The sequence below is a fragment of the Enterobacter sp. 342 genome (assembly GCF_036663495.1).
Lineage (GTDB): Bacteria > Pseudomonadota > Gammaproteobacteria > Enterobacterales > Enterobacteriaceae > Enterobacter.
On the sequence record NZ_JAWUEI010000005.1, the window covers coordinates 63,205 to 89,758 of the forward strand.

The following is a 26,554-nucleotide window of genomic DNA, read 5'->3' on the forward strand; positions in this document are numbered from 1 at the left end:
TCTTGCGGAGCCAGAAGTGGGTGGGGGCCCTGCCAGCTACATCCCGGCACACACGTCGTCTGCCCTGGCTGCTTCCTTCCGGACCTGACCTGGTGAACAGAGTAGCGTTGCGGGAGAACCAACAGAGCCCCCATTGAGAGCGTTGATAACCAACGCGCTGGCGCATTATCCCTGTGCTAACGCCCAATTGCAAGCTGCCAGGAACCGGATGCTGGTTTCTTGCGCAAACTGGCGCAGCAATCCTGCCGTTCTTCGTATAACATGGCTGTCCAGTAAATCCCACAGGTGAACGTATGGACGAACACGACTCATTTCCACAGCGTGTATGGCAAATCGTGGCCTCTGTTCCGGAAGGCTATGTCACCACCTATGGTGAAGTCGCGCGTCTGGCGGGTTCTCCGCGCGCAGCGCGGCAGGTGGGCGGTGTTCTGAAAAGACTACCGGAAGGGAGTACCCTGCCCTGGCACCGGGTGGTCAACCGTCATGGAGTCATCTCGCTGACGGGTCCGGATCTCCAGCGTCAACGTCAGGCGTTACTCTCAGAAGGTGTGCAGGTGTCTGGGTCAGGGCAGATCGATTTACAGAAGTATCGCTGGGTATACTGACCCCTCCCCCAAAGGAGAGGGGTATAAATTACAGCTGAGTCGGTGGGGTTGGTACAGACGGTTGGTTCGTCTGCGGAGCCACAGGCACTTCGGTCTGCTGCACCGGCACCAGGTTCAGGTCGACTTTGGTCCCACCGTTGTTGATCGCTTCCTGGACCGTATCGGTGATAAAGACCAGCTTACCGTTGATCGTTACCGCTGCACTCATGAGGATACGGGCATTCGGCTGCACGTCTGATGGGTTGTACGGCAACACGAAGCTAAACGGTGCCTGCTTACCTTCAGTACGTACGGCACGCTGCGCCAGTACTTTCGACGGCGCGTCTGCCAGAGAAGCATCAGAAAGAGTGACCGTTAATATCGCATCCGGCGGTAACGCCACTTTCTGTTTAATCCAGATGGTACCGGAAACGTTAGGCTGCTGAATGGATTGCTGAGAAAGGGTATTAATCCCGTATGGATCTGCTGCTGGCACTGGCACCTGGGCGCTCTTACCGGCACAGGCGGACAACGCCACCGCAATAGCTACACCACTTAGCATGGGCACGAGTTTCATTGAAGTCTCCTTATCATCAATGCACCAGCGGGATCGATCCCATCCGATGTCGTTTCAATCACATAACGTATTCAAGTGTGGCACAAATCACTGATTAATGCCTGAGATCGTCCCGATATTCAGATTATTCTACCCATCGGACCACTTTCATTTCTGCGTTATACTCTGCCTATCTTTCGCTACGGCGTTTATTGAGGACAACTATGAGTCAGGCACTGAACAATCTGCTGACATTACTGAATCTGGAAAAAATTGAGGAAGGACTCTTTCGCGGACAGAGCGAAGATTTGGGCTTACGCCAGGTCTTCGGTGGGCAAGTCGTAGGACAAGCGCTGTACGCAGCAAAGGAGACTGTCCCGGCAGACCGTCTGGTGCATTCATTCCACAGCTACTTCTTACGCCCCGGCGATAGCGCAAAACCGATTGTTTATGACGTCGAAGTATTACGAGATGGCAACAGTTTCAGTGCGCGACGCGTAGCGGCCATTCAGAACGGTAAGCCAATCTTTTACATGACCGCCTCTTTCCAGGCACCTGAAACCGGTTATGAGCACCAGAAGGCGATGCCTCCGGCACCGGTACCCGACGAGCTGAAATCTGAAACCGACATCGCCCGCGCGCTGGCGCACCTGCTTCCACCGCAGGTCAAAGAGAAGTTCCTCTGTGACAAGCCGCTTGAGATCCGTCCCGTCGAGTTCCATAACCCGATGAAAGGTCACACCGCCGAGCCGACGCGCCAGGTCTGGATCCGGGCTAACGGTAATGTGCCAGAAGACTTCCGCGTTCATCAGTATTTGCTGGGTTATGCGTCAGACTTCAACTTCTTGCCGGTGGCGCTGCAGCCGCACGGTGTCGGGTTCCTGGAAAAAGGGATGCAGGTTGCGACGATTGATCACTCCATGTGGTTCCACCGTCCTTTCAACATGAATGAGTGGTTGCTCTACAGTGTGGAAAGTACGTCAGCGTCAAGCGCACGCGGGTTTGTACGTGGGGAGTTTTATACCCAGGATGGCGTGCTAGTGGCCTCGACGGTACAGGAAGGGGTGATGCGTAATAGAGGCTGAGGAAACAACCATTAAAAACGGCAACCGAAGTTGCCGTTTTGCTGTTTATTATGCGTTATACGCATTCTCGCCGTGGCTGTTGACGTCCAGACCTTCGCGCTCCTGCTCTTCCGGTACGCGCAGACCGACTGTCATGTCTGCCAGTTTGTAACCAATGAAGGCCACAACTGCAGACCACACAACGGTGATAGCAATACTTTCCAGCTGTACCAGCAACTGATGAGCCATGGTGACGCCTTCTGCGTAACCCACGCCACCGAGAGATTTCGCGGCGAAGATACCTGTCATGATACAACCGATGATGCCGCACACGCCGTGTACACCAAACACATCACAAGGGTCATCAACGCGCAGAACACGTTTCAGTGCAGTCACGCCCCACAGACCCGCAAGACCGGACACCAGACCGACCAGCAGCGCACCACCGACACCAACATAACCACACGCTGGCGTGATACCAACCAGACCGGCAATGGCCCCCGAACAGGCACCCAGCAGGGAAGGTTTACCGCGCACCGCCCACTCACCAAATACCCAGGAGAGGATTGCACCCGCCGTTGCCACTACAGTGTTCACGAAAGCCAGTGCGGCAATTTCGTTCGCAGCACTTGCCGAACCGGCGTTGAAGCCGAACCAGCCAAAGTAGAGGATCGCAGTACCCGTAAAGACCATCGGCAGGTTGTGCGGTTTGAACGCTTCTTTACCGAAACCAACGCGTTTGCCAATCAGGTATGCGCCCACCAGACCTGCGACCGCAGCGTTGATGTGTACAACGGTACCACCCGCGAAGTCCAGGGCACCGTGCGTTGCCAGCAGACCACCACCCCAGACCATGTGTGCAATTGGCACATACGATAGCGTCAGCCAGACCACCACGAAGATCAGCACCGCAGAGAAGCGAATACGCTCAGCCAGCGCGCCCACAATCAGCCCGACGGTAATACAGGCGAACGAGCCCTGGAAAGCGACATGGATATATTGATAGAAGCTGCCCATCAGCGCGGTCAGCTCAATATTTTTCAGCATCACCCAGTCGAAGTTACCAAAGAAGGCGTTGCCCGTGCCGAAAGCCAGTGAGTAACCGTAAACCACCCACAGCACGCAGACCAGTGCGAATGTCACGGCAACCTGCGTCAGCATGGAGAGAACGTTTTTGCCACGGATCAGGCCACCGTAGAACAGCGCAATGCCCGGAATTGACATGAACAGCACCAGCGCGGTGCTGATCATCATAAAGGCGTTATCGGCTTTGTCTGCCACCGCAGGAGCAGCAGCCAGCGCCAGGCCCGGCAGCAGTGCCAGCGAACCCAGACCCGTTTTAAGTGTTGCTATCTTCATTTTCTCGATCCCTATCACTGTGTGCCAGGAGTTACTTACAGTGCCGCTTCGTCAGATTCGCCAGTACGGATGCGAATGACGCGCTGCAGTTCGGCAACGAAAATTTTGCCGTCGCCAATTTTGCCGGTGTAGGCCGCTTTGCTGATCACATCGATGACTTCATCAAGCTGATCATCAGCAATCGCGACATCAATTTTTACTTTTGGCAGGAAGTTAACGCTGTATTCCGCCCCGCGATAAAGCTCGGCATGACCTTTCTGACGACCAAAGCCTTTCACTTCGGTGACAGTCAGTCCCTGAATACCCATTGAAGACAACGCTTCACGCACGTCTTCGAGTTTGAATGGTTTGATTACAACCGTAACCAGCTTCATAGATCCCCTCCAGTCAGAATTCGGTAATGGCCGCAGCTAACGCAGAAGATATTGCAAGGGATGTGCCAGAAATGAAAAACAGGGTGAATCGCGGTGCAAGGAGCGTTACGCGGCCTTGATCAACAAACGGGTGAAAAAAAACGCACCATGCCAGTGCATGGTGCGTTTCAGTTTTGCACCAACAGGAATGACTGTTAGTGCGTCGCCTCATTTTGGTGCATCAGGCGCTCAGTGACTCTTCCTCACGCACGCTGGCAGCCAGCTCTTCGCCTGCCAGTTGCAACTGGTACATTTGCCAGTAGCGCCCTTTTGCTTCCAGCAACTCCCGGTGTGTACCGCGCTCAACGGCTTGTCCACGGTGCAGCACCAGAATGGTATCCGCGTCAACAATCGTGGAAAGGCGGTGGGCAATCACCACCAGCGTTGTATGGTCACGCACGGCGGCCAGCGCCTGCTGGATAGCTTGTTCGGTACCGGAATCAATACTGGCCGTTGCTTCATCCAGAATCAAAATTTGCGGCGTTTCAATCAGTACCCGCGCCAGCGCCAGGAGCTGTTTTTGCCCAACAGAGAGATTGTTCCCCTGCTCACCCAGCTTCGTATTGATCCCGTCGCTGAAACCACGTGCCAGCTCTGCCAGTTGAACTTTCTCCAGTACATCCCAGACCTGTTGATGGGTATAGTCCCGGCCCAGCGTTACGTTGGCGTAGAAAGTATCCGCCATCACGACCGGATCCTGCTGCACCATTGCAACGCCTTTACGTAACACATTATGGTTGAGAGACGCGAGCGGGCGTCCGTCGAGGCGAATCTCACCATGGCTTAGCGGATAGTACCCCATCAACAAGCTTGCGAGCGTACTCTTACCGCTGCCGGTATGCCCCACCAGCGCAACAAAGCCCCGGGACGGGACATCCAGTGTAATGTCCTGCAATACCAGCCGGTCTTCACGATAAGCAAACGAGACGTTATCAAAGCTAATGGCCCCGCTTTGCAGCGCACGGTCATCGTTGCCGTAGGTCTGACGCGGTCTGTCCATCAACTCGAACACGCGCTCCCCTGCCACGACGGCCTGCTGGAGCATCGACTGTTGTGTCGTAAGCTCAATCAACGGTTCGTTAAGGCGGCCAAGGTAGCTGATGAAAGCATACAGGACCCCAACCTCAATGGTTCCGTGAGTGGTCAGGCCAAACAACATGAGCAGGCCACAGAGCACCAGCGCGGAGAAGAGGCTCAATAGCGGGCGTAACAAGAAACCGTCAAGCCGCAGCGTCTGCATACGCGCCATATAGTGCGAACGACTGGCTTCGCCCATCCGCTCGCCAAAACGTGCCTGCTGACGGAACTGCTGAATGACGCTCATACCGTTGATCACTTCATTGAAGCCATCATTAATATCGGCCAGATAGGCTCGCACCCGACGCACAATGGGTGTGCTGTAACGTTGATAGATAACCATCACAATCAACACCGCCGGGAAGATGGTGATCGCCACCAGTGCCATTCGCCAGTCGAGGCTGAACATCGCCACCAGCATCGCACCAATCAGCGCCGCGCTGCGCAGCACAGTTGCCACCACGGTGACGTAAAGATCGCGGATCACCTCCGTATCATTGGTCACGCGCGAAATCACCTGCCCGACGGGCTGGGTATCAAACTCGCTGAGCGGCTGGCGCAATGCAGCGTCCATGACATCGGTACGCAACTGCTGCACGACCCCCACGGCTGCACGGTTAAACAGCAACGACTGAGCATAATGAAGCCCCGCCGCCGTCAGCTGTAAGCCAACGTAAGCCACACCCAGGCCCGCCACCAGCCCCAGTGGCAGGTAACGTTTGGCAACCATGTTGTCGATGAAATAGCTAATAAGCAGTGGACCGCTCACTTCAGCAATCGCCGCAATCCAGAGCAACAGCACGGCAACAGACAGCGGTTTTCGCCACGGTGAACCGTAGGCCAGCAGACGTTTTAGCGTCGGCCACATCGAGCCAAATTTACGCATTCGCGGCCTCCGTGTCCTGTTCCGGGGCATCATCCAGCGCCGCTTCAAGCTGTTGATAACGATACATGTCGCGATACCAGCCCGGTTGCTCAGCCAGTTTTTCATGCTGCCCGCGCTGGGCAATGTGCCCGTGCTGCAACACTAAAATTTCGCTGGCTTCCGCCAACGCCGACAAACGGTGGGCACTGATAATCACCGTACGTCCGTCGCCCCACTGGCGCAGGTTATGCAGGATCTGGTGTTCGGTACGACCATCCACCGCGGAAAGCGCATCATCCAGAATCAGGATTTCGGCATTAAGAAGCAGCGCGCGGGCAATTGAGATTCGCTGCTTTTGTCCTCCGGACAACATGACGCCACGTTCCCCGACTTCCGTTTCGTAGCCCTGCGGTAGACGCAAAATATCATCATGTACGCTGGCTAAACGCGCCACATGCTCAATCTCTTCCTGTGTCGCCGATGGACGTCCGAGGGCAATGTTGTTAGCCACAGTGTCGGAAAAGAGAAACGGCGTCTGGCTGACGACCGCCAGACGACCTCGCCAGTCGTCCAGCAACAGTTGCGTCAGGGGAATATCATGGAAACGAATGTCGCCCTGCGTGACGTCAAAGTGGCGCTGAAGCAGTGAGAGCACGGTACTTTTGCCAGAACCTGTTGGGCCACAAATGCCCAACATCTGACCAGGCTGAAGCGTAAAACTAACGTTCTCCAGTACCGGATGTTCCGTTTGCGGATAAACAAACTTACGGACGTCAACATTTATGACACCGCGCCCTTCAGGTACGGCTTCGTTGCCGTCATTCACCACCGGTGCTTCGGCCAACATGGTGCGAATACGGCTGTAGGCGGCGCTACCGCGTTCAACGATGTTAAACATCCAGGCCAATGCCAGCATCGGCCAGATCATCAGCCCCAGGTACATCGCAAAGCTGGTCAATTGTCCCAGGGTTAACGAGCCTTGTACCACCATCCAGCTTCCACCACCAATAGCCAGCAGGTTTGCCATACCGATCGCGACATAGATTGTCGGGTCAAAACGCGCATCAATTCGCGCGACGCGCATGTTCTTCGCCCCCGTGTCTGCGGCATCGGCTGCAAACAGTGCTGATTGTCTGTCCTCCAGACCAAATGCTTTAATCATACGGATGCTGGTCATACTCTCTTGCGTACGGTCGTTCAGTGAAGAGAACGCCGCTTGCGCCAGCTTAAAGCGCTCATGCAGTTGCTCACCAAAACGGTTGATCGCCAGTGCCATCAGCGGCATCGGCAACAATGCCAGCAGGGTGAGCTGCCAGCTGATCTGGGTCGACATCACAATCAGGACCGCGCAACCCATGACCAGAGAATCCACCAGCGTTAACACCCCTTCTCCGGCGGCGAACACCACACGATCGACGTCGTTTGTCGCGCGTGCGATGAGATCCCCGGTGCGGTGTCGCAGATAAAACTCTGGGTGCTGTCGGCTCAACTGACGGTAAAAATCTTCACGTAGCTCAACGGCCAGCTGGTAGGACGCACCGAATAACAGCACGCGCCAGACATAGCGCAACAGATAAACAATGACGGCCGTCAGCACCAGTGTGCCAACCCACATCAACACCCGTGCGGTGGTGTAATGTTGTTCAGTAACGCCATCCACGACATATCCCACCACTTTCGGCGGGATCAACTGCAAAATGGCAATGATAATAAGCAGGAATATTGCGCCTAGATAGCGTTGCCACTCCCGACGAAAGTACCAGCTTAATTGGGCAAATAATCGCACGCGGTTTGTTCCTGAAGGTATTTTACGAAGTTATTCAATAGGTAGTGCTGTGGTGTATTTAATCTGTTCCATCGCGAAGCTCGAGGTGACGTCCGACAAACCCGGTACGCTGTTCACCAGTCGCTTGTAAAAATCGTCATAGCGCTTCATGTCCGCCACCTGAACGCGCATCAGGTAATCGTATTCTCCGGCCATACGCCAGAAACCGAGCACCTCAGGCATGTCAGAAACCTGAGAGACAAAACGGCAATACCACTCGCTGCTGTGATGCTGGGTTTTAATCAGCACAAATGCCGTCAACCCAAGCCCCAGCTTTTCGGGATCTAATAACGCGACGCGTCCCAGAAGGATCCCGTCATCTTCAAGCTTCTTAAGGCGCTTCCAGCACGGTGTGGTGGTCAGATTAACGGCATCTGCCAGTGCCTGCAAAGAGAGGGTACAGTCACTTTGCAGCAATGAAAGGAGCTTGCGGTCAATTTTATCTAGCATACCCACCTCACAGAGAAAATTTTTCTCCCTTCATTCTATTTTAAAGGTCATATAGCAACAATTTTTTCTGTGCTTTTCGCTATGCTGGGCACAAAATGACAAACGGATAACTACGATGAATAGCTCCTGGGTTAAACATGCCATCAGCGAAATCAATGCCGACTATCAGCGCTCGGCGGATACGCACCTGATTCGACTTTCCCTGCCGGGATTTGACGGTATTCAGCTCTATCTGAAAGATGAAAGCACCCATCCTACCGGTAGCCTGAAGCATCGCCTGGCGCGTTCACTGTTTTTATACGGTTTATGTAACGGCTGGATTAAAGAAGGTACCACCATCATTGAATCCTCATCCGGTTCAACGGCGGTGTCCGAAGCCTACTTTGCCCGCCTGCTGGGTTTACCCTTCATCGCCGTCATGCCTTCCTGCACGGCGAAACGTAAAATCGAACAGATCGAATTCTATGGTGGACGCTGCCACTTTGTGGAAAGTGCCTGTGAAATCTACGCGGCATCCGAAATGCTGGCACGCGAGTTGAACGGCCACTATATGGATCAATTTACCTTTGCGGAACGTGCCACCGACTGGCGCGGCAATAACAATATCGCCGACAGTATTTTCCGTCAGATGTCCCACGAACCGCATCCCGTTCCCTCATACATTGTGATGAGCGCCGGGACGGGCGGTACTTCCGCCACCATCGGGCGTTATATCCGCTGTCAGGGCTACGACACCCAACTGATGGTGGTTGACCCGCAAAACTCCGTGTTCCTCGACTACTGGCAGAATCGCGATGCCGACCTGCGCAGCCCGGTGGGCAGTAAAATTGAAGGGATTGGTCGCCCGCGCGTGGAGCCATCGTTCATCCCGGATGTGGTGGATGAGATGTTGCGCGTACCGGATGCCGCAAGTGTCGCCACCGCGCACTGGCTGGAAACGCAGCTTGGCCGCAAAGTCGGGGCTTCTACCGGGACCAATATGTGGGGAGCCCTGCAGCTCGCAGTACGCATGCGTGAAGAGGGTCGAACCGGCTCCATCGTCACCCTGCTCTGCGACAGCGGCGAGCGCTACCTTGAGACCTATTACAATGCGGAATGGGTGCAGGCAAATATCGGCGATATTGAGCCCTGGAAAGCGCAAATTGCACAGCTGGTGAAATAAAAAAAGCCAGACCGAAGTCTGGCTTGCTGGAAGGGTCTCACTATTCGGGGGAATATGGGAGGTTGTTGTTGTCCAGCCAATGCGTCAAAAAATGGGACACCGCTTCGTTACCGCAATGCCCGATAACAGGCAGATGAGGAAGTTCTGCAATTAGCTGCGGCATCGCATTCCCCATTATCAAACCGCGACCAACGCTGCCCAGCATCTCGCGGTCATTCATGGCATCGCCAAACGCCATACAATCCTGCAGTGTGAAGCCCAGGTGGTCACTCAGTACCGCCAGGGCAGAACCTTTGTTACAGCCCACGGGAAGCACCTCCAGGCAATCCACCGCCGAAAAGGTCAGGTGCGCCTTGTCACCCAGAGCCTCATTTAACTGAATGCGCAAGCGACAGAGATCGTCATGATCGCCACAAAAACAGATTTTGGTCACCGCATGGGCAGGGATCCGACGCAGATCGATAAGCTGATATTTAAAACCGCTGTAGACATGCGCATGCAACAGCTCCGGTATTTCACGCCCGGTAAACCAGCCGTTATCGTTAAAAACGTGGAGGCTGGCTTGGGTATCCCAGGTACTGTGTAGCACGATATCCGCCACTTCCGGGTTAAGATCCTGACGGTGCAGAACGTCCCCTTCCACGGAATGAATGCGCGTCCCGTTGCCCGTGATCAGAAAAGCGTCCAGGGAAAACGCCCCCAGTAAATGGCGCATCTCCAGCACATGGCGGCCGGTGGCAAACGTCAGTGTGACATCACGCTCGTGCAGGCGCTTCAGCGTGTTCAGGGTTTTCTCCCCTAAACGGTGATCCGGCATTAACAGCGTACCGTCCATATCAAATGCAGCGAGCCGAGCCATGATTACTCCTGAAGTGTGATGCGGTGAACTTGTGCTTCAGTATTACGTGAGATATACGGAAGTAATAGTGAATAGATGATAATTATTGTTCCGGGTTTCTCATGCGTCAGCTTAACCGACTCAACCAGTATCACCGTTTGTGGCAGCCTTCCGCTGGCGCGACACAACACGTCACCATCAGCGAACTGGCGACCCGCTGTTTCTGTAGTGAAAGGCATGTTCGAACGCTGCTGCGTCAGGCTCATGAGGCGGGATGGCTTACCTGGCGTGCACAGTCTGGTCGCGGAAAGCGCGGTGAACTGACGTTCCACGTCACCCCTGAGTCACTGCGCAATGCGATGATGGAAGAGGCTCTGAAGCATGGGCAGCAGCACAACGCGCTTGAGCTGGCCCAGCTTGCACCACAAGAGTTACGTTCATTGCTGCATCCGTTCTTAGGCGGGCAATGGCAAAACGATACGCCGACGCTGCGCATTCCCTATTACCGCTCACTGGATCCCCTTCATCCGGGTTTTTTACCCGGCCGGGCAGAACAGCACCTGGCAGGGCAGGTTTTTTCCGGGTTAACACGCTTTCACGGCGACAGCAGTGAACCAACTGGCGATCTTGCCCATCACTGGGAGGTGTCAGAGGACGGTTTGCGCTGGCATTTTTATATTCGCTCCACGCTACACTGGCATAACGGTGATAAGGTCGAAACCGTGCAGTTGCAGCAAAGCCTGATAGCGCTGCTTGCACTGCCTGCCTTGCGTAAGCTATTCCAGAGTGTCTTATGTATTGAAGTCACCCATCCCCAGTGCCTGACCTTTATCCTGCATCAACCGGATTTCTGGCTGGCACATCGGCTGGCAACCTACTGTAGCCGGCTTGCGCATCCCGACCAGCCGATGACGGGCTGCGGCCCCTTCAGACTCAGCGTGTACGACCCCGATCTGGTGCGTCTGGAGAGCCACGAACAGTACCATCTCAGCCATCCATTGCTTAAAGCGATCGAATACTGGATAACACCGTCGCTGTTTGACTATGGGTTAGGTACCAGCTGTCGCCATCCGGTGCAAATCGCCATTGGCGAGCCGGATGAACTGGAGCGCCTGCGCCTGGTCACTAACAGCACCAGCCTGGGTTTTTGTTATCTCACCCTGAAGCAAAGCCCGCGCCTGAGTGAAATGCAGGCGCGACGGCTCATCAATATCATCCATCTCTCCACGCTTCTGCATACGCTTCCACTGGATGAAGGGCTGATTACCCCGACAGAGGAGTTACTTCCCGGCTGGGCGATCCCGCAGTGGCCTGATTTAACGAATGTACCTCTGCCGGAAAAATTAACACTGGCTTACCATTTGCCCGTCGAGTTACATACGATGGCAAGCCAACTAAAACTGTATCTTGCGCAACAGGGTTGTGAGCTTACGGTTATCTTTTACGATGCGAAAACCTGGGACGGATGTCAGAATCTTGCCGATGCTGACATCATGATGGGGGACAGACTGATTGGCGAAGCGCCGGAATATACGCTTGAACAATGGCTGCGCTGTGACGTTTTATGGCCACACCTGCTGAACGCGCCGCAATTTGCCCATTTGCAGGCCACTCTGGACGCCGTACAGACCCAGACCGACGAACAGGCCAGACATGCCGGGCTCAAAGCCATTTTCTCTCAGCTCATGGAAAAAGCTGTACTAACGCCACTGTTCAACTATCAATACCAGATCAGCGCCCCGCCAGGGGTCAACGGAATTCGGCTTAACACTCGCGGCTGGTTTGATTTTACCGAAGCCTGGCTGCCCGCTCCCAAATCGTGAAGAAGCTGGTCGCCGTCGTGGTCAGACGGTAACATAACGTTTTATCGTAACTATCGAGATGATTTATGAAACGTGCCGTCGTCGTGTTCAGCGGAGGACAAGATTCCACTACCTGCCTGGTTCAGGCCCTTCATCAGTATGATGAAGTTCACTGTGTCACTTTCGATTATGGTCAACGCCATCGCGCTGAAATCGACGTTGCGCGTGAACTGGCTCTGAAACTGGGCGCACGCGCGCACAAGGTGCTGGACGTTACGCTGTTAAATGAACTGGCCGTCAGCAGCCTCACCCGCGACAGTATTCCTGTACCTGGCTATGTACCTGACGCCAGCGGTATCCCAAATACCTTTGTTCCTGGACGTAATATTCTCTTCCTGACCCTGACGGCGATTTATGCTTACCAGGTGCAAGCCGAAGCGGTGATCACCGGCGTGTGCGAAACCGACTTCTCTGGCTACCCGGACTGCCGCGACGAGTTCGTGAAGGCACTAAACCATGCGGTCAATCTTGGGATGGCAAAAGAGACGCGCTTTGAAACACCCCTGATGTGGCTGGATAAAGCAGAGACCTGGGCGCTGGCAGACTACTGGGGCAAACTGGACCTGGTTCGCAGTGAAACCCTCACCTGCTATAACGGTATCAAAGGTAACGGTTGTGGTCAGTGCGCTGCCTGCAATCTGCGCGCTAACGGGCTTAATCACTATCTGGCCGATAAAGCTGGCGTAATGGCCGCGATGCAGAAAAAAACCGGACTGAAATAAAGTTACTTCACCGTGCTGTCGAACAGTTTCACGCCAGCAGCACGCGTGATTTTCATTAACGTTGTCAGCGTAGGGTTACCGTTGTCTGATAACGTTCGGTATAGCTGTTGGCGGGACAGACCCGCTTTAGCAGAGATGACGCCAATACCGCCGCGGGATTCGATAACACGTCTTAACGCAATTAAATATGCAGGTATCCCCTTGTCTTCATAGATTTCTTCCAGAGCGACCTGAAGATAAAGCTGTGCGTAAGATGGATTTTCGCGAAGCATTTTAACGACCGCTTCATCGTGACTGATGGAACTAGAAAATTTTCGTTCGCTTCTGCTCATCCGGTTTACCCTTTTGATGATCTTTCCAGTAGCCTATTGCCTGTTTAACATCAGCTTGTTGACTCTTTTTGTCACCGCCAATCAGTAACAATAAGATCTCCCGATGTTCTACTGCAAAATAAACTCGATAACCGGGACCACAATCTATTTTCATTTCCCAGACGCCATCTCTGAGGTATCGGTAATTACCGAAATTCCCTTTTTCCGCCCGGTCTATACGTAAAAGGATCCGAAACACTAACTCCGGATCCTTTCGCTTCATCTTCGCCACCCACTCCTCAAACGGCACTTTTCCGTCTCGGGTCTGGTAACGCTCCACAACGTAGTCCCTGTCCATGATTCTATCCCTGAAAAAACCATTTGTCTTTTATAAAAGACAAAAATTTTACACAATCATCTGCTCCAGCTTTTCACGCAATTCTCCTTCCAGCGGTAGCGCTTTCTGGGTTTTAAGATCAATACAGACAAAAGTAATGAGAGCATCAGCCACCACCTGTCCCTCGGGATCCAGCGTCACCACCTGACTTAACACGCCACTCTTCCCGTTTAGCTGCTGTACCTGGCTGGTGACAGTCAGCACATCCCCCAGTACGGCAGGGCGACGGTAGTTAATATTAATATTGACGACCACGAACGCGATGTTGTGCGCAGTCAACCATTGAAAACTTTCGCTGTTTTCCAGACCGTCCCAGCGAGCCTCCTCAAGAAACTCAAGATAGCGGGCGTTATTGACATGCTGGTATACATCAAGATGGAAACCGCGAACTTTGATTTTTGTCTGCATAGCGCAATAGCCTTTAGTGTTGTTATAGGATTAGAGGTCACAACTGGTATGACCTCATTATCCTGGCAAATTTTTGCCACTGTGCAAGAAATTGCTTATTTACAACGTCAGGTGTGAGAGATTGCGCTCAACCAGTGAGCTACCCATCCCAGGGACTTGCTTCAGGTCGTCGATCGTTTTAAAGGGGCCATATTCTTCGCGGTAGCTGACGATGGCCTGCGCCTTTTTCAGCCCAACCCCATTCATCACACGAGCGATATCCTCTGCTGATGCCGAATTGATGCTGACTCGCGAGCCATCATTGTCAGTCACTTTGTTACTCTCTGCTGTTTTGGCGGGAGCATTCGTTTGTACTGGTGTCTCTGCCTGGCTTTGTACGCCCTGTGCTTTTGCAGCCAGAGCCCCAGCGCTCATCCCGGTGGTGGCAATAATCAGTGTAATGAGCAGTACTTTAATTCCACATTTCATGCTGTTATCTCCTTGTTTGTTGACAGCCACGCCACGATAGCCGCCCAGGAAAACAGGCACAAACAACAGATAACAGAAATGGAAAAGGCCGCGAAAGCGGCCTTTAGTTTTTGCAGAGCGTTACGAAAATCTGCGAGCAGATACGTAATTATTGCTGCTGAGTCATCACATCGCCCAGCTTAATCTTGGCTTCTTTACGCAGGTTGCTCATCATCGCCTCGAAAGCAATCTGGGCGTTGTTCTGGGTAATCCCCTGAACCATCGCTTTCTTCTGCGCTTCTGGCATCGTGCCGGCTTTCACTTCATCCAGCGCCAGCAGAACCACATTCCCCTGCATATCCGTTGTGGTACCGAAGCTCGGCTTGTCTTTTGCTGGCAGTGTTAGACCAAACGCAGCCTGACTGATTGGGTCCTGGCCGGTACGGCTCAGCGTTTTCGCCTCACCGAAGCTCAGGCCAGCGGCTTTCAGCGCGTCCTGTTTACCCGCTTTCAGATCAACCAGAATCTTCTCAGCATCCAGTTTTGCCTGCTGTTCCGCTTTGTTGTGCTTAACCTGGGCGACAACCTGATCCTTCACTTCCGCCAGCGGTTTAATCGCTTCTGGTTTGTGCTCGCTGACACGCAGAACGAATGCACGATCGCCGTCGACGGTAATGATGTCAGAGTTACTGCCTGGTGTGCCATTTTCGCCCACCAGACCACCGTTGAAGATGGCATCAGAAACCGGTTTGAAGTTCAGCTCTTCCGGCAGGTTGTCACGACCAAACCAACCCGTCTCAACCGCTTTCACACCAGCCGCCTGCTCTGCACCTGCGAGAGACTCGTTGTCGTTGCTGGCTGCATCGCTCACTTTCTGCTGCAGCGCGTAGTAGGCATCCAGCGCTTTCTCTTGCTTCACTTTCGCCGCGATATCATCACGAACCTCAGCCAGTGGCTTGGTTTTCGCAGGGATAATATCGTCCAGACGCGCGACCAGGAAACCAACGGAAGACTTGATTACGCCAGAGAGCTGGCCTTTGTCTTTAAGACCTGCATTTTTCAACTCATCAGGGGTCGTTGCATCTTCCAGCCAGCCCATATCACCGCCGTTTTTCGCGGAGATAATATCGGTGGATTTCGCTTTCGCGAGGGTGGCGAAATCAGCGCCTTTGTTCAGTTCGTCCAGAACTGCCTTAGCATCTGCTTCAGTTTTGGTCTGGATCACGCTGTAGCGGTTACGCTGCGGCTGAGTGAACTGATCCTGATGTTGATCGTAGTAAGACTGGATTTCCGTATCAGACGCAGTTTCCTGCAACGCTGCGGCATCCAGCTTGATGTAGCTCACACGGAACTGCTCCGGAGAAACAAAGGTATTCTTATTCTGCTCGTAGTAAGCATTAACGTCAGCATCGCTCACCTGCTGTTTCGCCGCCAGGGCATTCACATCAATGGTCGCTTCACGAACAACGCGCTGCTGCGACACTAATGCTGCCAGTTCATCCGTTTCACCTTTGAGCATGAAATCGGTGCCCACAACGGCATTGATGAGCTGCTGGGTGGTCAGTTGATTACGCAGAGCCTGAGCGTATTGATCGGCAGTCATGCCCATCTGATTAACGATGCTGTTGTAACGTGCGTTGTCGAATTTGCCGTTAGACTGGAAGGCTTGCGTGGAGAAGATGGCTTTTTTCACCTGCTCATCACTGATACCCAAACCCAGTTTTTTGGCATACTGATCCAGCAGCGCTTCGTCGATAAGACGGTTCAGTGTCTGTTGGCGCAGGGTTTTCATATACCCTTCGTTCGCCGCCAGTTCAGAGAATTGGTCGCCCAGCTGTTGCTGCATACGGTTACGTTCACCGGCAAAAGCATTCTCGAACTGACCACGGCTGATTTCCTGGCCATTCACTTTTGCGGCATAGTTTGCGCCACCGCCAATAAGGTAACTGCTCACGCCGGTCAATATGAACGACACGATAATGATACCGAAAATAATCTTGAGCACGAGACTGTTAGCAGCCGTGCGTAAGCTGTCCATCATGGTGTAACAACACTCCGCTGTAGGTGACTGGTTACCTGACGCTGACGGAAAATCCTGCCCGTCGCGCGTAAGGTCGTATTGTGACAAGAAAACGGGGCGATTGTCAGCCCACAACTCGCATAAACTCGCACAAATCAGGTCTGGACAAACAAAAAAGGCACATCAAATGATGCGCCCTTGTACTATTCAGCTTCCCTGAATCGGGAAAGCAATCAGTTTACTGCGTCTTTCAGCGCTTTACCTGCACGGAAACCCGGCACTTTAGCAGCAGCAATGGTGATCTCTTTACCGGTCTGAGGGTTGCGGCCAGTACGGGCAGCACGCTCTTTAACAGCAAAAGTACCGAAGCCTACCAGTGCAACGTCGTCCCCAGCCTGCAGAGATTCAGTAACAGAAGCAATTAATGCATCTAACGCACGTCCAGCTGCAGCCTTAGAAATATCAGCACCAGCAGCAATTTTGTCAATCAGTTGAGATTTATTCACTGTTCTCTTCCTCTCTTTATAATTTATATCGCGCCTGAGTCCTTCACAACGCGACCGCGCAGCAGTTATATCAGGCCTGCCATGACCTTACAACACCCGTTGTTGATGGCTGACCTAATCAGCAATCTAAATTAGCTATACAAAAAAAGGCTGGCAAGTGCGAAATGACTTACCAGCCTTGTTTTTATTGACGCTCTTTGCGCGAGGTCACTATTTTGCGGTTACAACCTGCATTCCGGAGGGTTCATTCTGCAGTGCGAGACTAAGAACTTCCTCAATGCGTTTAACCGGATGGATCTGCAGATCGGCAATTACGTTGTCCGGAATCTCTTCCAGATCGCGTTTATTCTCGTAAGGAATCAATACTGTTTTGATCCCACCACGATGTGCAGCCAGCAGTTTTTCTTTTAATCCACCGATTGGCAGTACCTGACCACGCAGGGTGATTTCACCGGTCATCGCCACATCGGCACGCACCGGGTTACCTGTCAGACAGGAGACCAGGGCGGTACACATGGCAATACCTGCGCTTGGGCCATCTTTCGGCGTCGCACCTTCAGGAACGTGCACGTGGATGTCGCGTTTTTCGTAGAAATCAGGGTTGATACCCAGTTTCTCCGCACGCGCGCGCACCACAGTCAATGCAGCCTGAATGGATTCCTGCATCACTTCGCCCAGAGAGCCGGTGTAGGTCAGCTTACCTTTACCCGGTACACAGGCGGTTTCGATGGTCAGCAGATCGCCACCCACTTCCGTCCATGCCAGACCCGTCACCTGACCCACGCGGTTTTCGTTGTCCGCGCGACCATAGTCGAAACGCTGAACGCCGAGATAGGCATGCAGATTGTCGCCGTTAATCACAATGTGTTTCAGGCTCTTATCCAGCAGCAGCTGTTTCACCGCCTTACGGCACAGTTTAGAGATTTCACGCTCAAGGCTACGCACGCCCGCTTCACGGGTGTAGTAACGGATGATGCCAATAATCGCGCTGTCCTCTACGGTCAGCTCGTTGGCTTTCAGCGCGTTACGCTCAATCTGCTTCGGCAGCAGGTGCTGCTTAGCGATGTTCAGCTTCTCATCTTCGGTGTAGCCGGAGAGACGGATCACTTCCATACGGTCCAGCAACGGGGCCGGAATGTTCATGGAGTTCGATGTTGCAACAAACATCACGTCACTCAGATCGTAATCCACTTCCAGGTAGTGATCGCTGAATGCCACGTTCTGTTCAGGATCAAGCACTTCCAACAGCGCGGACGCAGGATCACCACGCATGTCCGATGACATTTTGTCGATCTCATCGAGCAGGAACAGCGGGTTTTTAACGCCCACTTTCGCCATCTTCTGGATCAGTTTACCCGGCATAGAACCGATGTAGGTACGACGGTGACCGCGGATTTCCGCTTCATCGCGTACGCCACCCAGCGCCATACGGATGTACTTACGCCCGGTCGCCTTGGCAATGGACTGACCCAGAGAGGTTTTACCCACACCAGGAGGTCCTACCAGGCACAGAATTGGGCCTTTGATTTTGTTTACACGGCTTTGTACCGCGAGGTACTCAAGAATACGGTCTTTCACGCGTTCCAGGCCGTAGTGGTCGGTATCAAGGATTTCCTGGGCCTGACGCAGATCTTTTTTGACCTTGCTGCGGGCGTTCCACGGAACCTGCACCATCCACTCAATGTAGCCACGTACGACGGTCGCTTCAGCTGACATCGGAGACATCATTTTCAGCTTCTGCAGTTCCGCTTCCGCTTTCTCTTTTGCCTCTTTTGGCATCTTCGCCGCGTCGATCTTGCGCTTCAACGCTTCGTTTTCATCCGGCGCGTCGTCCATCTCACCCAGTTCTTTCTGAATGGCTTTCATTTGCTCATTCAGATAGTACTCACGCTGAGATTTCTCCATCTGCTTTTTCACGCGGTTGCGAATACGCTTCTCAACCTGCAGCAGATCGATTTCAGACTCCATCATCGCCATCAGATATTCCAGACGCTCATTAACGTCGGACATCTCCAGCACGGACTGTTTGTCAGCCAGTTTCAGCGGCATATGTGCAGCGATGGTGTCCGCCAGACGGGCAGGATCGTCGATGCTGTTCAGCGACGTCAGCACTTCTGGTGGGATTTTCTTGTTCAGCTTGATATAGCCTTCAAACTGGCTAATCGCGGTGCGTACGAGCACTTCCTGCTCGCGTTCATCAAGCTGAGGCGAATCAAGGTACTCTGCCTTCGCAGAGAAATGTTCGCCATTGTCAGACAGAGTGGTAATACGCGCACGCTGCAGGCCTTCTACCAGCACCTTCACGGTGCCGTCAGGCAGCTTCAGCATCTGCAAAATAGAGGCCACGGTCCCGACGGTGAAAAGATCGTTTACACCCGGCTCATCCGTTGATGCTTCCTTCTGCGCCACCAGCATGATTTTTTTATCATGATCCATGGCGGCTTCAAGGCAACGGATAGATTTTTCCCGCCCTACAAATAAGGGTATGACCATGTGCGGATAAACCACCACATCGCGCAACGGCAATACGGGGATTTCAATGCGTTCAGAACGCTCAGGATTCATAGAGCTCTCTCTTAGTTTAGTGTCCGCCAGGTAAGCTGGTCATGTAACAGTACTTCACACAACCATTAACATGTATCCAGTATATGGGGATGTTTCCCACACATTCAACGCCATGATTACGGAAAAAGTAAAGGGGAGATAAAATCCCCCCTTTTTGATTAACTGCTTGTATGATTTGGTGAATTATTCGCCAGACGCCTGCTGCGCTTCCGGCTTGCCGTAAATCAGCAGCGGCTTGGTTTGACCGCTAATGACAGACTCGTCGATAACCACTTTTTCGACATCTTCCATCGACGGCAGATCGTACATGGTATCCAACAGCGCCGCTTCTACGATAGAACGCAGACCACGCGCACCGGTTTTACGAATCATCGCTTTTTTAGCAATCGCATCCAGCGCTTCGTCACGGAACTCCAGATCAACGCCTTCCAGATTGAACAGCGCCTGATACTGTTTAGTCAGCGCATTTTTCGGCTCTTTCAGGATCTGGATCAGCGCCTCTTCGCTCAGCTCATTGAGTGTGGCCACAACCGGCAGACGACCAATGAATTCAGGAATCAGACCGAATTTAATCAGATCTTCTGGTTCAACCTGCGACAGCAGTTCACCTTCGTTGGCTTTCTCTGACTTCGCCTTCACCGTCGCGCCAAAACCAATGCCGGAGCCGGTTTCAACACGGTGAGAAATGACTTTATCCAGACCGGCAAACGCACCACCACAGATGAACAGGATCTTAGACGTATCAACCTGCAGGAACTCCTGCTGCGGATGTTTACGACCTCCCTGTGGCGGAACGGCGGCAACAGTCCCTTCGATCAGCTTCAGCAGTGCCTGCTGTACGCCTTCACCCGACACATCACGGGTAATCGACGGGTTGTCGGATTTACGAGAAATCTTGTCGATCTCATCGATGTAAACAATCCCGCGCTGGGCTTTCTGTACGTCGTAATCGCACTTCTGCAGCAGTTTCTGGATGATGTTTTCTACATCTTCACCCACATAACCCGCTTCGGTCAGGGTGGTGGCATCCGCCATAGTGAACGGAACATCCAGCAGACGCGCCAGGGTTTCAGCCAGCAGTGTTTTACCGGAACCGGTTGGGCCGATCAGCAAAATGTTACTTTTACCCAGTTCTACGCCATTGCTGGTATCACCGTTACGCAGACGTTTGTAGTGGTTATATACCGCTACCGCCAGCACTTTCTTGGCCTGCTCCTGACCGATGACATAGTCGTCAAGGTGATGACGAATTTCATGCGGTGTTGGCAGCGCACTACGTTCACGGTGTGGCGCAACTTCTTTAATCTCTTCGCGAATGATGTCGTTACATAAATCGACACATTCGTCGCAGATATACACGGACGGCCCGGCAATCAGTTTACGCACTTCATGCTGGCTTTTGCCGCAAAAAGAGCAGTACAGCAGTTTGCCCGAACCATCTTTGCGTTTATCTGTCATGAGTCCAAACCTCTTTTTAAGTTCTTTGTGCCGCACATGACGACGCAAATGCCATTCTAAGACGCAAGCTGCTCTCAGGCAAAGTGCCGCCTTACTTTAGTATAGCGGCACACTCGCGTCGCGGGCATCAATTACGATGGGTCAATACGGAGTCGACTAAGCCGTACTCAACTGCCTCTGAAGCAGAGAGGAAGCGATCGCGCTCGGTATCGCGCTCGATCTGCTCAAGCGATTGACCTGTATGCTGCGCCATGAGTTCATTCATGCGCGCTTTTACTTTCAGAATTTCACGGGCGTGGATTTCAATATCCGTCGCCTGCCCCTGGTAACCACCCAGCGGCTGGTGAATCATCACGCGGGAATTAGGTAAGCAGAAACGCTTACCTTTAGCCCCTGCAGTTAACAGGAACGCGCCCATAGATGCAGCCTGACCCATACAGATAGTGCTTACATCAGGCTTGATGAATTGCATGGTGTCATAAATGGACATACCTGCCGTAATCACGCCACCCGGGGAGTTAATGTACAGGTAAATGTCTTTTTCCGGGTTTTCCGCTTCCAGAAACAGCATCTGCGCCACGATCAGGTTAGCCATGTGGTCTTCCACCTGACCGGTCAGAAAGATAACGCGTTCCTTGAGCAGACGGGAATAGATATCAAAAGAACGCTCACCACGTGAGGTCTGTTCAATAACCATTGGCACCAGCGCCATATGGGGTGCAAAGTTATCTCGTTCGCCACTGTATGACATTTCCGTCTCCTGGATCAAAATTGAAAACACCTGCTGTACTGATTGTAACCTTACGGACGGATTATCAGCCAGTCTCATTCATCGTGATTACACACTTATGGGGTTCACTGTGCCCTATTTCAAGCATAACAACCTTTTGTTGTTACGCTAACACTGAAAGGGCGTTTTAGCACTCTTCCTGGGCTATTGGTGTGATAAAAAAAACCCGCTGCCACAAGGCAACGGGTTTTTTGTTCAAACTTTAAACCTTTGGGGCTAAATTACGCCTGCTGGTTCATCAGTTCGTTGAAAGAGGTCGCTTTTTCGGACACTTTAGCTTTCGCCAGTACCGCTTCAACAGCCTGCTCTTCCAGTGCGACATTGCGCATGTTGTCCATCAGTTCTTTGTTTTTACCGTAGAACTCGATAACTTCTGATGGATCTTCGTATGCAGACGCCATCTCTTCGATCAGGCCTTTCACACGCTCTTCGTCAGCTTTCAGCTCGTGGGTACGAATCACTTCGCCCAGCAGCAGGCCAACAACAACGCGGCGTTTCGCTTGCTCTTCGAACAGCTCGCGTGGCAGTTCCATCGCTTGCTGCTGGTTGCCACCGAAACGCTGTGCAGCCTGACGGCGCAGCACGTCGATCTCGCTGTCGATCAGGGCAGCTGGAACGTCGATGTCGTTCGCTTTCACCAGACCTTCGATCGCCTGAGATTTCACACGGTTACGCACAGCGCCGTTCAGCTCGCGTTCCATGTTTTTACGCACTTCAGTACGCAGACCCGCTACAGAACCATCTTCAACGCCGAAACGTTTGATGAATTCTTCAGTCAGTTCTGGCAGTTCGCGCTCTTCGACTTTCTTCAGATTGATAACGAACTTGGCCGCTTTACCTTTCAGGTTTTCAGCGTGGTACTCTTCAGGGAAGGTCACATCAATAGTGAACTCTTCGCCAGCCTTGTGGCCTTTGATACCGTCTTCGAAGCCTGGGATCATACGACCCTGGCCCATTGCCAGTACGAAGTCAGACGCTTTACCGCCTTCGAACTCTTCGCCGTCTACAGAACCGGTGAAGTCGATGGTCACACGGTCTTCCGCGTCAACAGCGCCTTCTTTCTCTTTCCAGTTCGCCTGCTGCTTACGCAGGGTGTCCAGCATGCCGTCAACATCTTCGTCAGTCACGGAGACAATCGGTTTTTCAACTTCGATGGATTCCAGACCTTTCAGCTCAACTTCTGGATATACTTCGAACTCTACGGAGTAGGTGAAGTCTTCGCCCAGTTTGTATTCGCCTGGAACGTAGTTCGGCGCGCCGGCCGGATTGATTTTTTCTTTGATGATCGCATCAATAAAGTTACGGCTCATCAGTTCACCCAGCACATCCTGACGCACGGAAGCGCCATAACGCTGAGCAACAACATTCATTGGTACTTTGCCCTTACGGAAGCCGTCAATACGTACTTTTTTTGCTACGTTGACCAGCTCGCTTTTCACAGCAGTTTCGATGCTGTCAGCAGCGATAGTAATCGTTACACGGCGGCCAAGGCCTTGAGTGGTTTCAACTGAAACTTGCATCTTGTTACCTCAAAAAAATCACAGTGCTCGGTCAACTCTGAATCTGTCTGTTATACCGGGATGCTCTCTTAGTGCAGATTCACATTCCCTGTCGCCAGAATCATCCCGAAGACATTCAATAAGACGCGGCATTATAGCGGCATCACTTAGGTGAGTCGAGAACGGTTGGGGCATGTTGCTGCGGCTTTTTTCACACTTTAAGGCTATTTTTAGCCTTAAAATCGCTCCATCCGCTCAAAACTCAGACAAAACAAAACGGCCCGGAGGCCGTTTTGAGGAAATCTTTAAGCAACATACTGGAAAAGCTCCAGCCGTTGCAAATCCGATTTATCAGGCGATGGTGCCAGCACCGCGACACGGCGGCGATGCGAAAACCGTATCCTGCAAGCCTTCCCATTCCTTAATGGTGTAGGTATGCAATGCCAGCGCATGTACGGTTGTGGAGAGTTCTTCCGTCAAGGTGCTGTAGATCAAGCGGTGTCGGTTCAGGAAACGTTCTCCCGTGAAGCGATCGCTAACCAGAACCACTTTAAAGTGGCTTTCAGAACCTGCCGGCACGTTATGACGATAGCTTTCGTCGACGACTTCGAGGAACACAGGGTTGAACGCTGCCCTTAATTTATCTTCTATCTGCTCACGTATCATCATGAAATTACTCCTCCGACAACGCCAGGATGTCACCCATCCCTTTAAATATTAGCCGCTTTTACCGTTTCCATTACACCTTGACAACAAATATTTAGCTTTCGTCTGATTTTCTCATTCAAACGAATGAAGTTTACTGTGAGGTTCATACGTTTTGTCATTCAAAGGTTGAGAAAAAGAGTAAGCTGGTCAGTTTTCAGACAAGGCGATGAATTTACATGCGTTGACCACTTCCCCTGGCCGTTAGCGATGTTATGATGGCGGCAATTTTTCTCTCTATATGCTTACGATTCGTTGAGAACCCGAAAATGTTAAAAAAACTCTTCTTTCCGTTGGTAGCCCTTTTTATGCTGGCAGGCTGCGCTACCCCGCCAACCACCATTGATGTCTCACCAAAAATTACGCTGCCTCAGCAGGATCCAAGTCTGATGGGCGTTACCGTGAGCATTAACGGTGCCGATCAGCGTCAGGATCAGGCCCTGGCGAAAGTGACCCGCGACAATCAACTGGTGACGTTGACCGCTTCCCGTGACCTGCGCTTCCTGCTGCAGGAAGTGCTGGAGAAACAGATGACCTCCCGCGGCTACATGATTGGCCCAAGCGGTGCAGTTGATCTGCAGATCATCGTCAACAACCTGTACGCTGATGTTTCCCAGGGTAACGTTCGCTACAACATCGCCACCAAAGCTGATATCGCCATCATCGCCACCGCGAAGAACGGCAACAAGATGACCAAAAACTATCGCGCCAGCTACTCCGTAGAAGGTGCGTTCCAGGCCTCTAATCAGAACATTGCTAACGCGGTGAACAGCGTGCTGACCGATACCATCTCCGATATGGCGCAGGACACCAGCATTCACGACTTCATCAAGCAGAACGCGCGTTAATCCTGCTGACTGACCCGGTGTTTCGCCGGGTCAGTTTTTAAGAACATGTCCAGTCATTACTTACGCATTTTCCAGCAACCGAAATCAGCGATTCTGCTGATCCTTGGCTTTGCCTCCGGCTTACCGCTCGCGCTCACCTCCGGCACGCTTCAGGCGTGGATGACGGTCGAGAATATCGATCTCAAAACTATTGGTTTCTTCTCACTCGTCGGCCAGGCATATGTCTTTAAGTTCCTGTGGTCGCCGGTGATGGATCGCTACACCCCACCGTTCCTCGGCCGCCGTCGCGGCTGGCTGGTTATGACGCAGGTGCTGCTGCTGCTGGCCATTGCCGCCATGGGCTTCCTGGAACCGTCAACACAACTTCGCTGGATGGCCGCCCTTGCGGTGGTGATCGCCTTCTGTTCCGCCTCCCAGGATATTGTGTTTGATGCCTGGAAGACGGACGTGTTGCCTGCGGAAGAACGCGGAGCCGGTGCAGCCATCAGCGTGCTGGGCTATCGCCTCGGGATGCTGGTTTCTGGTGGCCTGGCATTGTGGCTGGCCGACCGCTACCTCGGCTGGCAGGGTATGTACTGGCTGATGGCTGCCCTGCTGATCCCCTGCATTATTGCAACACTGTTCGCCCCCGAACCCAGCGATGTGATCCCGGTACCACGATCGCTGGAACAGGCCGTCGCCGAACCGTTACGTGATTTCTTTGGCCGTAACAATGCCTGGCTGATCCTGCTACTTATCGTCCTTTATAAGCTGGGCGATGCCTTTGCGATGAGCCTGACCACCACCTTCCTCATTCGTGGTGTGGGTTTTGATGCGGGGGAAGTGGGCGTGGTGAACAAAACGCTCGGGTTGTTTGCAACCATTGTCGGCGCACTTTACGGCGGCGTATTAATGCAGCGTCTGACGTTGTTCCGTGCGCTGTTGATCTTCGGCATTCTTCAGGGGGCCTCCAACGCAGGCTACTGGCTGCTGTCGATTACCGATAAACATATGATCAGCATGGCCGCAGCGGTGTTCTTTGAAAATCTCTGTGGCGGTATGGGTACAGCAGCATTTGTCGCGCTGCTGATGACCCTGTGCAACAAATCCTTTTCCGCAACGCAATTCGCTCTGCTCTCGGCGCTCTCTGCTGTTGGCCGCGTGTATGTTGGGCCGATTGCAGGCTGGTTTATCGAAGCCCACGGCTGGCCGACGTTTTATCTCTTCTCCGTGGTGGCTGCCGTGCCGGGTATTTTATTGTTACTGGTCTGTCGCCAGACGCTGGAATACACTCAACGGACAGAACACTTTATGCCGCGCACTGAATATCACCGCGCTTACCGTTTCGCGTTACGTCTGTTAATGGCGGGTTGCTTCGCGTTGGTGCTCTGGCTTGTGGTGCTCATTATTAATGCCAGTACCTCTCTGGCACTTCCCCTTGATACCCTCCTGCTGGATGCCGGAGCCCTGCTGGCTGTCGCCGGGATCCTGATCGGGGGTCTACTCGATTTCATGGCTCTGCGTAAAACGCAGATGACCTGAAGAGAAATGCGAAAGGTTATTTCCCGTTGTAATCACTAAACGAAATTATAACGGTGAAATAGCCGCCAACCGCTGAAAAAAATAATTGTTGTTTTGTGCGGGATAAAATTTGGAAATTATTGGAGCCTGTTCCAAAACGCTATTTTTCATTAACCGATTCAGCATAAGAGAGTTTGATTTTTCGTTTTTTATATGTCTCTTTATTGATAATTAATTGTTAATTTTTTGTTTATTTTCAACAATGGTTATACCAATTGCCCCTTTTAGGGTATGCTTGGGGGTCCTTTCGTTATAAAGCCCTT

Annotated in this window: 25 protein-coding genes and 1 other RNA gene; 7 read left to right on the plus strand and 19 right to left on the minus strand. The window is 52.6% G+C overall.

The features are described from left to right. Window positions 1-27 precede the first annotated feature (27 nt). An RNA gene (gene ffs, locus V6E55_RS05840) (signal recognition particle sRNA small type) lies at window positions 28-124 on the minus strand. A gap of 169 nt (window positions 125-293) precedes the next feature. On the opposite strand from ffs, the gene V6E55_RS05845 reads away from it, so the two are divergent. After that, window positions 294-605: an MGMT family protein gene (locus V6E55_RS05845; RefSeq protein WP_410493435.1), complete on the plus strand. Its 312-nt coding sequence runs from the start codon at window positions 294-296 to the stop codon at window positions 603-605. A gap of 28 nt (window positions 606-633) precedes the next feature. On the opposite strand, the gene V6E55_RS05850 is transcribed toward V6E55_RS05845, so the two are convergent. After that, on the minus strand, window positions 634-1,161 hold the full coding sequence (locus V6E55_RS05850) for a YbaY family lipoprotein (RefSeq protein ID WP_114977946.1): 528 nt from the start codon (window positions 1,159-1,161) through the stop codon (window positions 634-636). A 203-nt stretch (window positions 1,162-1,364) separates the two neighbouring features. Between V6E55_RS05850 and tesB the strand changes: the two genes are divergently transcribed. Next, on the plus strand, window positions 1,365-2,225 hold the full coding sequence (gene tesB / locus V6E55_RS05855; RefSeq protein ID WP_028017629.1) for an acyl-CoA thioesterase II: 861 nt from the start codon (window positions 1,365-1,367) through the stop codon (window positions 2,223-2,225). A 48-nt stretch (window positions 2,226-2,273) separates the two neighbouring features. Here tesB and amtB read toward each other — a convergent pair whose 3' ends face one another. The 5 genes from amtB to V6E55_RS05880 form a co-directional block, all read right to left on the minus strand. Next, window positions 2,274-3,563, minus strand: coding sequence for an ammonium transporter AmtB (gene amtB, locus V6E55_RS05860; RefSeq protein ID WP_114977945.1), 1,290 nt, complete (start codon window positions 3,561-3,563; stop codon window positions 2,274-2,276). A gap of 35 nt (window positions 3,564-3,598) precedes the next feature. Beyond that, window positions 3,599-3,937 (minus strand): P-II family nitrogen regulator, encoded by a 339-nt coding sequence (gene glnK / locus V6E55_RS05865; protein WP_008503304.1) that lies wholly within the window; start codon window positions 3,935-3,937, stop codon window positions 3,599-3,601. Between the two features lie 220 nt (window positions 3,938-4,157). Next, entirely contained in the window at window positions 4,158-5,939 is a 1,782-nt protein-coding gene (locus tag V6E55_RS05870) for a SmdB family multidrug efflux ABC transporter permease/ATP-binding protein (RefSeq protein ID WP_316942373.1), read from the minus strand. Next, window positions 5,932-7,704, minus strand: a complete 1,773-nt coding sequence (locus V6E55_RS05875) for a SmdA family multidrug ABC transporter permease/ATP-binding protein (protein WP_114977943.1) — start codon at window positions 7,702-7,704, stop codon at window positions 5,932-5,934. The genes V6E55_RS05870 and V6E55_RS05875 overlap by 8 nt, the downstream gene beginning before the upstream one ends. 30 nt (window positions 7,705-7,734) lie before the next feature. Further along, entirely contained in the window at window positions 7,735-8,193 is a 459-nt protein-coding gene (locus tag V6E55_RS05880; RefSeq protein WP_316942374.1) for an Lrp/AsnC family transcriptional regulator, read from the minus strand. A gap of 115 nt (window positions 8,194-8,308) precedes the next feature. On the opposite strand from V6E55_RS05880, the gene V6E55_RS05885 reads away from it, so the two are divergent. Then, window positions 8,309-9,355, plus strand: a complete 1,047-nt coding sequence (locus tag V6E55_RS05885; RefSeq protein WP_316942375.1) for a PLP-dependent cysteine synthase family protein — start codon at window positions 8,309-8,311, stop codon at window positions 9,353-9,355. Window positions 9,356-9,395: 40 nt separating this feature from the next. Here the strand turns inward: V6E55_RS05885 and cof are convergent, their stop codons facing one another. Continuing rightward, window positions 9,396-10,214 (minus strand): HMP-PP phosphatase, encoded by an 819-nt coding sequence (gene cof / locus V6E55_RS05890; RefSeq protein WP_114977941.1) that lies wholly within the window; start codon window positions 10,212-10,214, stop codon window positions 9,396-9,398. Between the two features lie 101 nt (window positions 10,215-10,315). On the opposite strand from cof, the gene V6E55_RS05895 reads away from it, so the two are divergent. Both V6E55_RS05895 and queC read left to right on the plus strand, forming a co-directional pair. Continuing rightward, window positions 10,316-12,016, plus strand: a complete 1,701-nt coding sequence (locus V6E55_RS05895) for an SgrR family transcriptional regulator (protein WP_316942376.1) — start codon at window positions 10,316-10,318, stop codon at window positions 12,014-12,016. A 65-nt stretch (window positions 12,017-12,081) separates the two neighbouring features. Then, window positions 12,082-12,777, plus strand: a complete 696-nt coding sequence (gene queC / locus V6E55_RS05900) for a 7-cyano-7-deazaguanine synthase QueC (protein WP_316942377.1) — start codon at window positions 12,082-12,084, stop codon at window positions 12,775-12,777. Window positions 12,778-12,779: 2 nt separating this feature from the next. Here the strand turns inward: queC and V6E55_RS05905 are convergent, their stop codons facing one another. From V6E55_RS05905 to bolA, 11 genes are all read right to left on the minus strand, one after another. Next, window positions 12,780-13,109, minus strand: a complete 330-nt coding sequence (locus V6E55_RS05905) for a helix-turn-helix domain-containing transcriptional regulator (RefSeq protein WP_316942378.1) — start codon at window positions 13,107-13,109, stop codon at window positions 12,780-12,782. Then, window positions 13,081-13,446 carry a type II toxin-antitoxin system RelE/ParE family toxin gene (locus V6E55_RS05910; RefSeq protein WP_129996568.1) on the minus strand — a complete coding sequence of 122 codons (366 nt, stop codon included), beginning with the start codon at window positions 13,444-13,446 and terminating at the stop codon, window positions 13,081-13,083. The genes V6E55_RS05905 and V6E55_RS05910 overlap by 29 nt, the downstream gene beginning before the upstream one ends. A 48-nt stretch (window positions 13,447-13,494) precedes the next feature. Continuing rightward, complete coding sequence (locus tag V6E55_RS05915; RefSeq protein ID WP_028017637.1) at window positions 13,495-13,893, minus strand: YbgC/FadM family acyl-CoA thioesterase; 399 nt, start codon at window positions 13,891-13,893, stop codon at window positions 13,495-13,497. Window positions 13,894-13,992: 99 nt separating this feature from the next. Beyond that, entirely contained in the window at window positions 13,993-14,361 is a 369-nt protein-coding gene (locus tag V6E55_RS05920; protein ID WP_129996569.1) for a helix-hairpin-helix domain-containing protein, read from the minus strand. A 148-nt stretch (window positions 14,362-14,509) separates the two neighbouring features. Further along, entirely contained in the window at window positions 14,510-16,381 is a 1,872-nt protein-coding gene (ppiD, locus tag V6E55_RS05925) for a peptidylprolyl isomerase (protein ID WP_316942379.1), read from the minus strand. Window positions 16,382-16,593: 212 nt separating this feature from the next. Next, entirely contained in the window at window positions 16,594-16,866 is a 273-nt protein-coding gene (hupB, locus tag V6E55_RS05930; protein WP_002444653.1) for a nucleoid-associated protein HU-beta, read from the minus strand. Between the two features lie 210 nt (window positions 16,867-17,076). Further along, entirely contained in the window at window positions 17,077-19,431 is a 2,355-nt protein-coding gene (gene lon, locus V6E55_RS05935; protein ID WP_028017640.1) for an endopeptidase La, read from the minus strand. Window positions 19,432-19,614: 183 nt separating this feature from the next. After that, window positions 19,615-20,889, minus strand: coding sequence for an ATP-dependent protease ATP-binding subunit ClpX (gene clpX, locus V6E55_RS05940; RefSeq protein WP_080328063.1), 1,275 nt, complete (start codon window positions 20,887-20,889; stop codon window positions 19,615-19,617). A 127-nt stretch (window positions 20,890-21,016) separates the two neighbouring features. Continuing rightward, window positions 21,017-21,640: an ATP-dependent Clp endopeptidase proteolytic subunit ClpP gene (clpP, locus tag V6E55_RS05945; RefSeq protein ID WP_020885210.1), complete on the minus strand. Its 624-nt coding sequence runs from the start codon at window positions 21,638-21,640 to the stop codon at window positions 21,017-21,019. A gap of 260 nt (window positions 21,641-21,900) precedes the next feature. After that, window positions 21,901-23,199, minus strand: a complete 1,299-nt coding sequence (gene tig / locus V6E55_RS05950; protein WP_028017642.1) for a trigger factor — start codon at window positions 23,197-23,199, stop codon at window positions 21,901-21,903. 330 nt (window positions 23,200-23,529) lie between these two features. Then, a complete protein-coding gene (gene bolA / locus V6E55_RS05955; protein ID WP_013095855.1) occupies window positions 23,530-23,847 on the minus strand; it encodes a transcriptional regulator BolA in 318 nt (105 codons plus the stop codon). 305 nt (window positions 23,848-24,152) lie between these two features. Here bolA and V6E55_RS05960 point away from each other — a divergent pair, with 305 nt between their 5' ends. Continuing rightward, a complete protein-coding gene (locus tag V6E55_RS05960; RefSeq protein ID WP_114977931.1) occupies window positions 24,153-24,731 on the plus strand; it encodes a lipoprotein in 579 nt (192 codons plus the stop codon). Window positions 24,732-24,776: 45 nt separating this feature from the next. Then, the gene (ampG, locus tag V6E55_RS05965) at window positions 24,777-26,252 is read left to right on the plus strand and encodes a muropeptide MFS transporter AmpG (RefSeq protein ID WP_316942380.1); all 1,476 of its coding nucleotides are present in this window, start codon (window positions 24,777-24,779) and stop codon (window positions 26,250-26,252) included. Window positions 26,253-26,554: the final 302 nt, after the last annotated feature.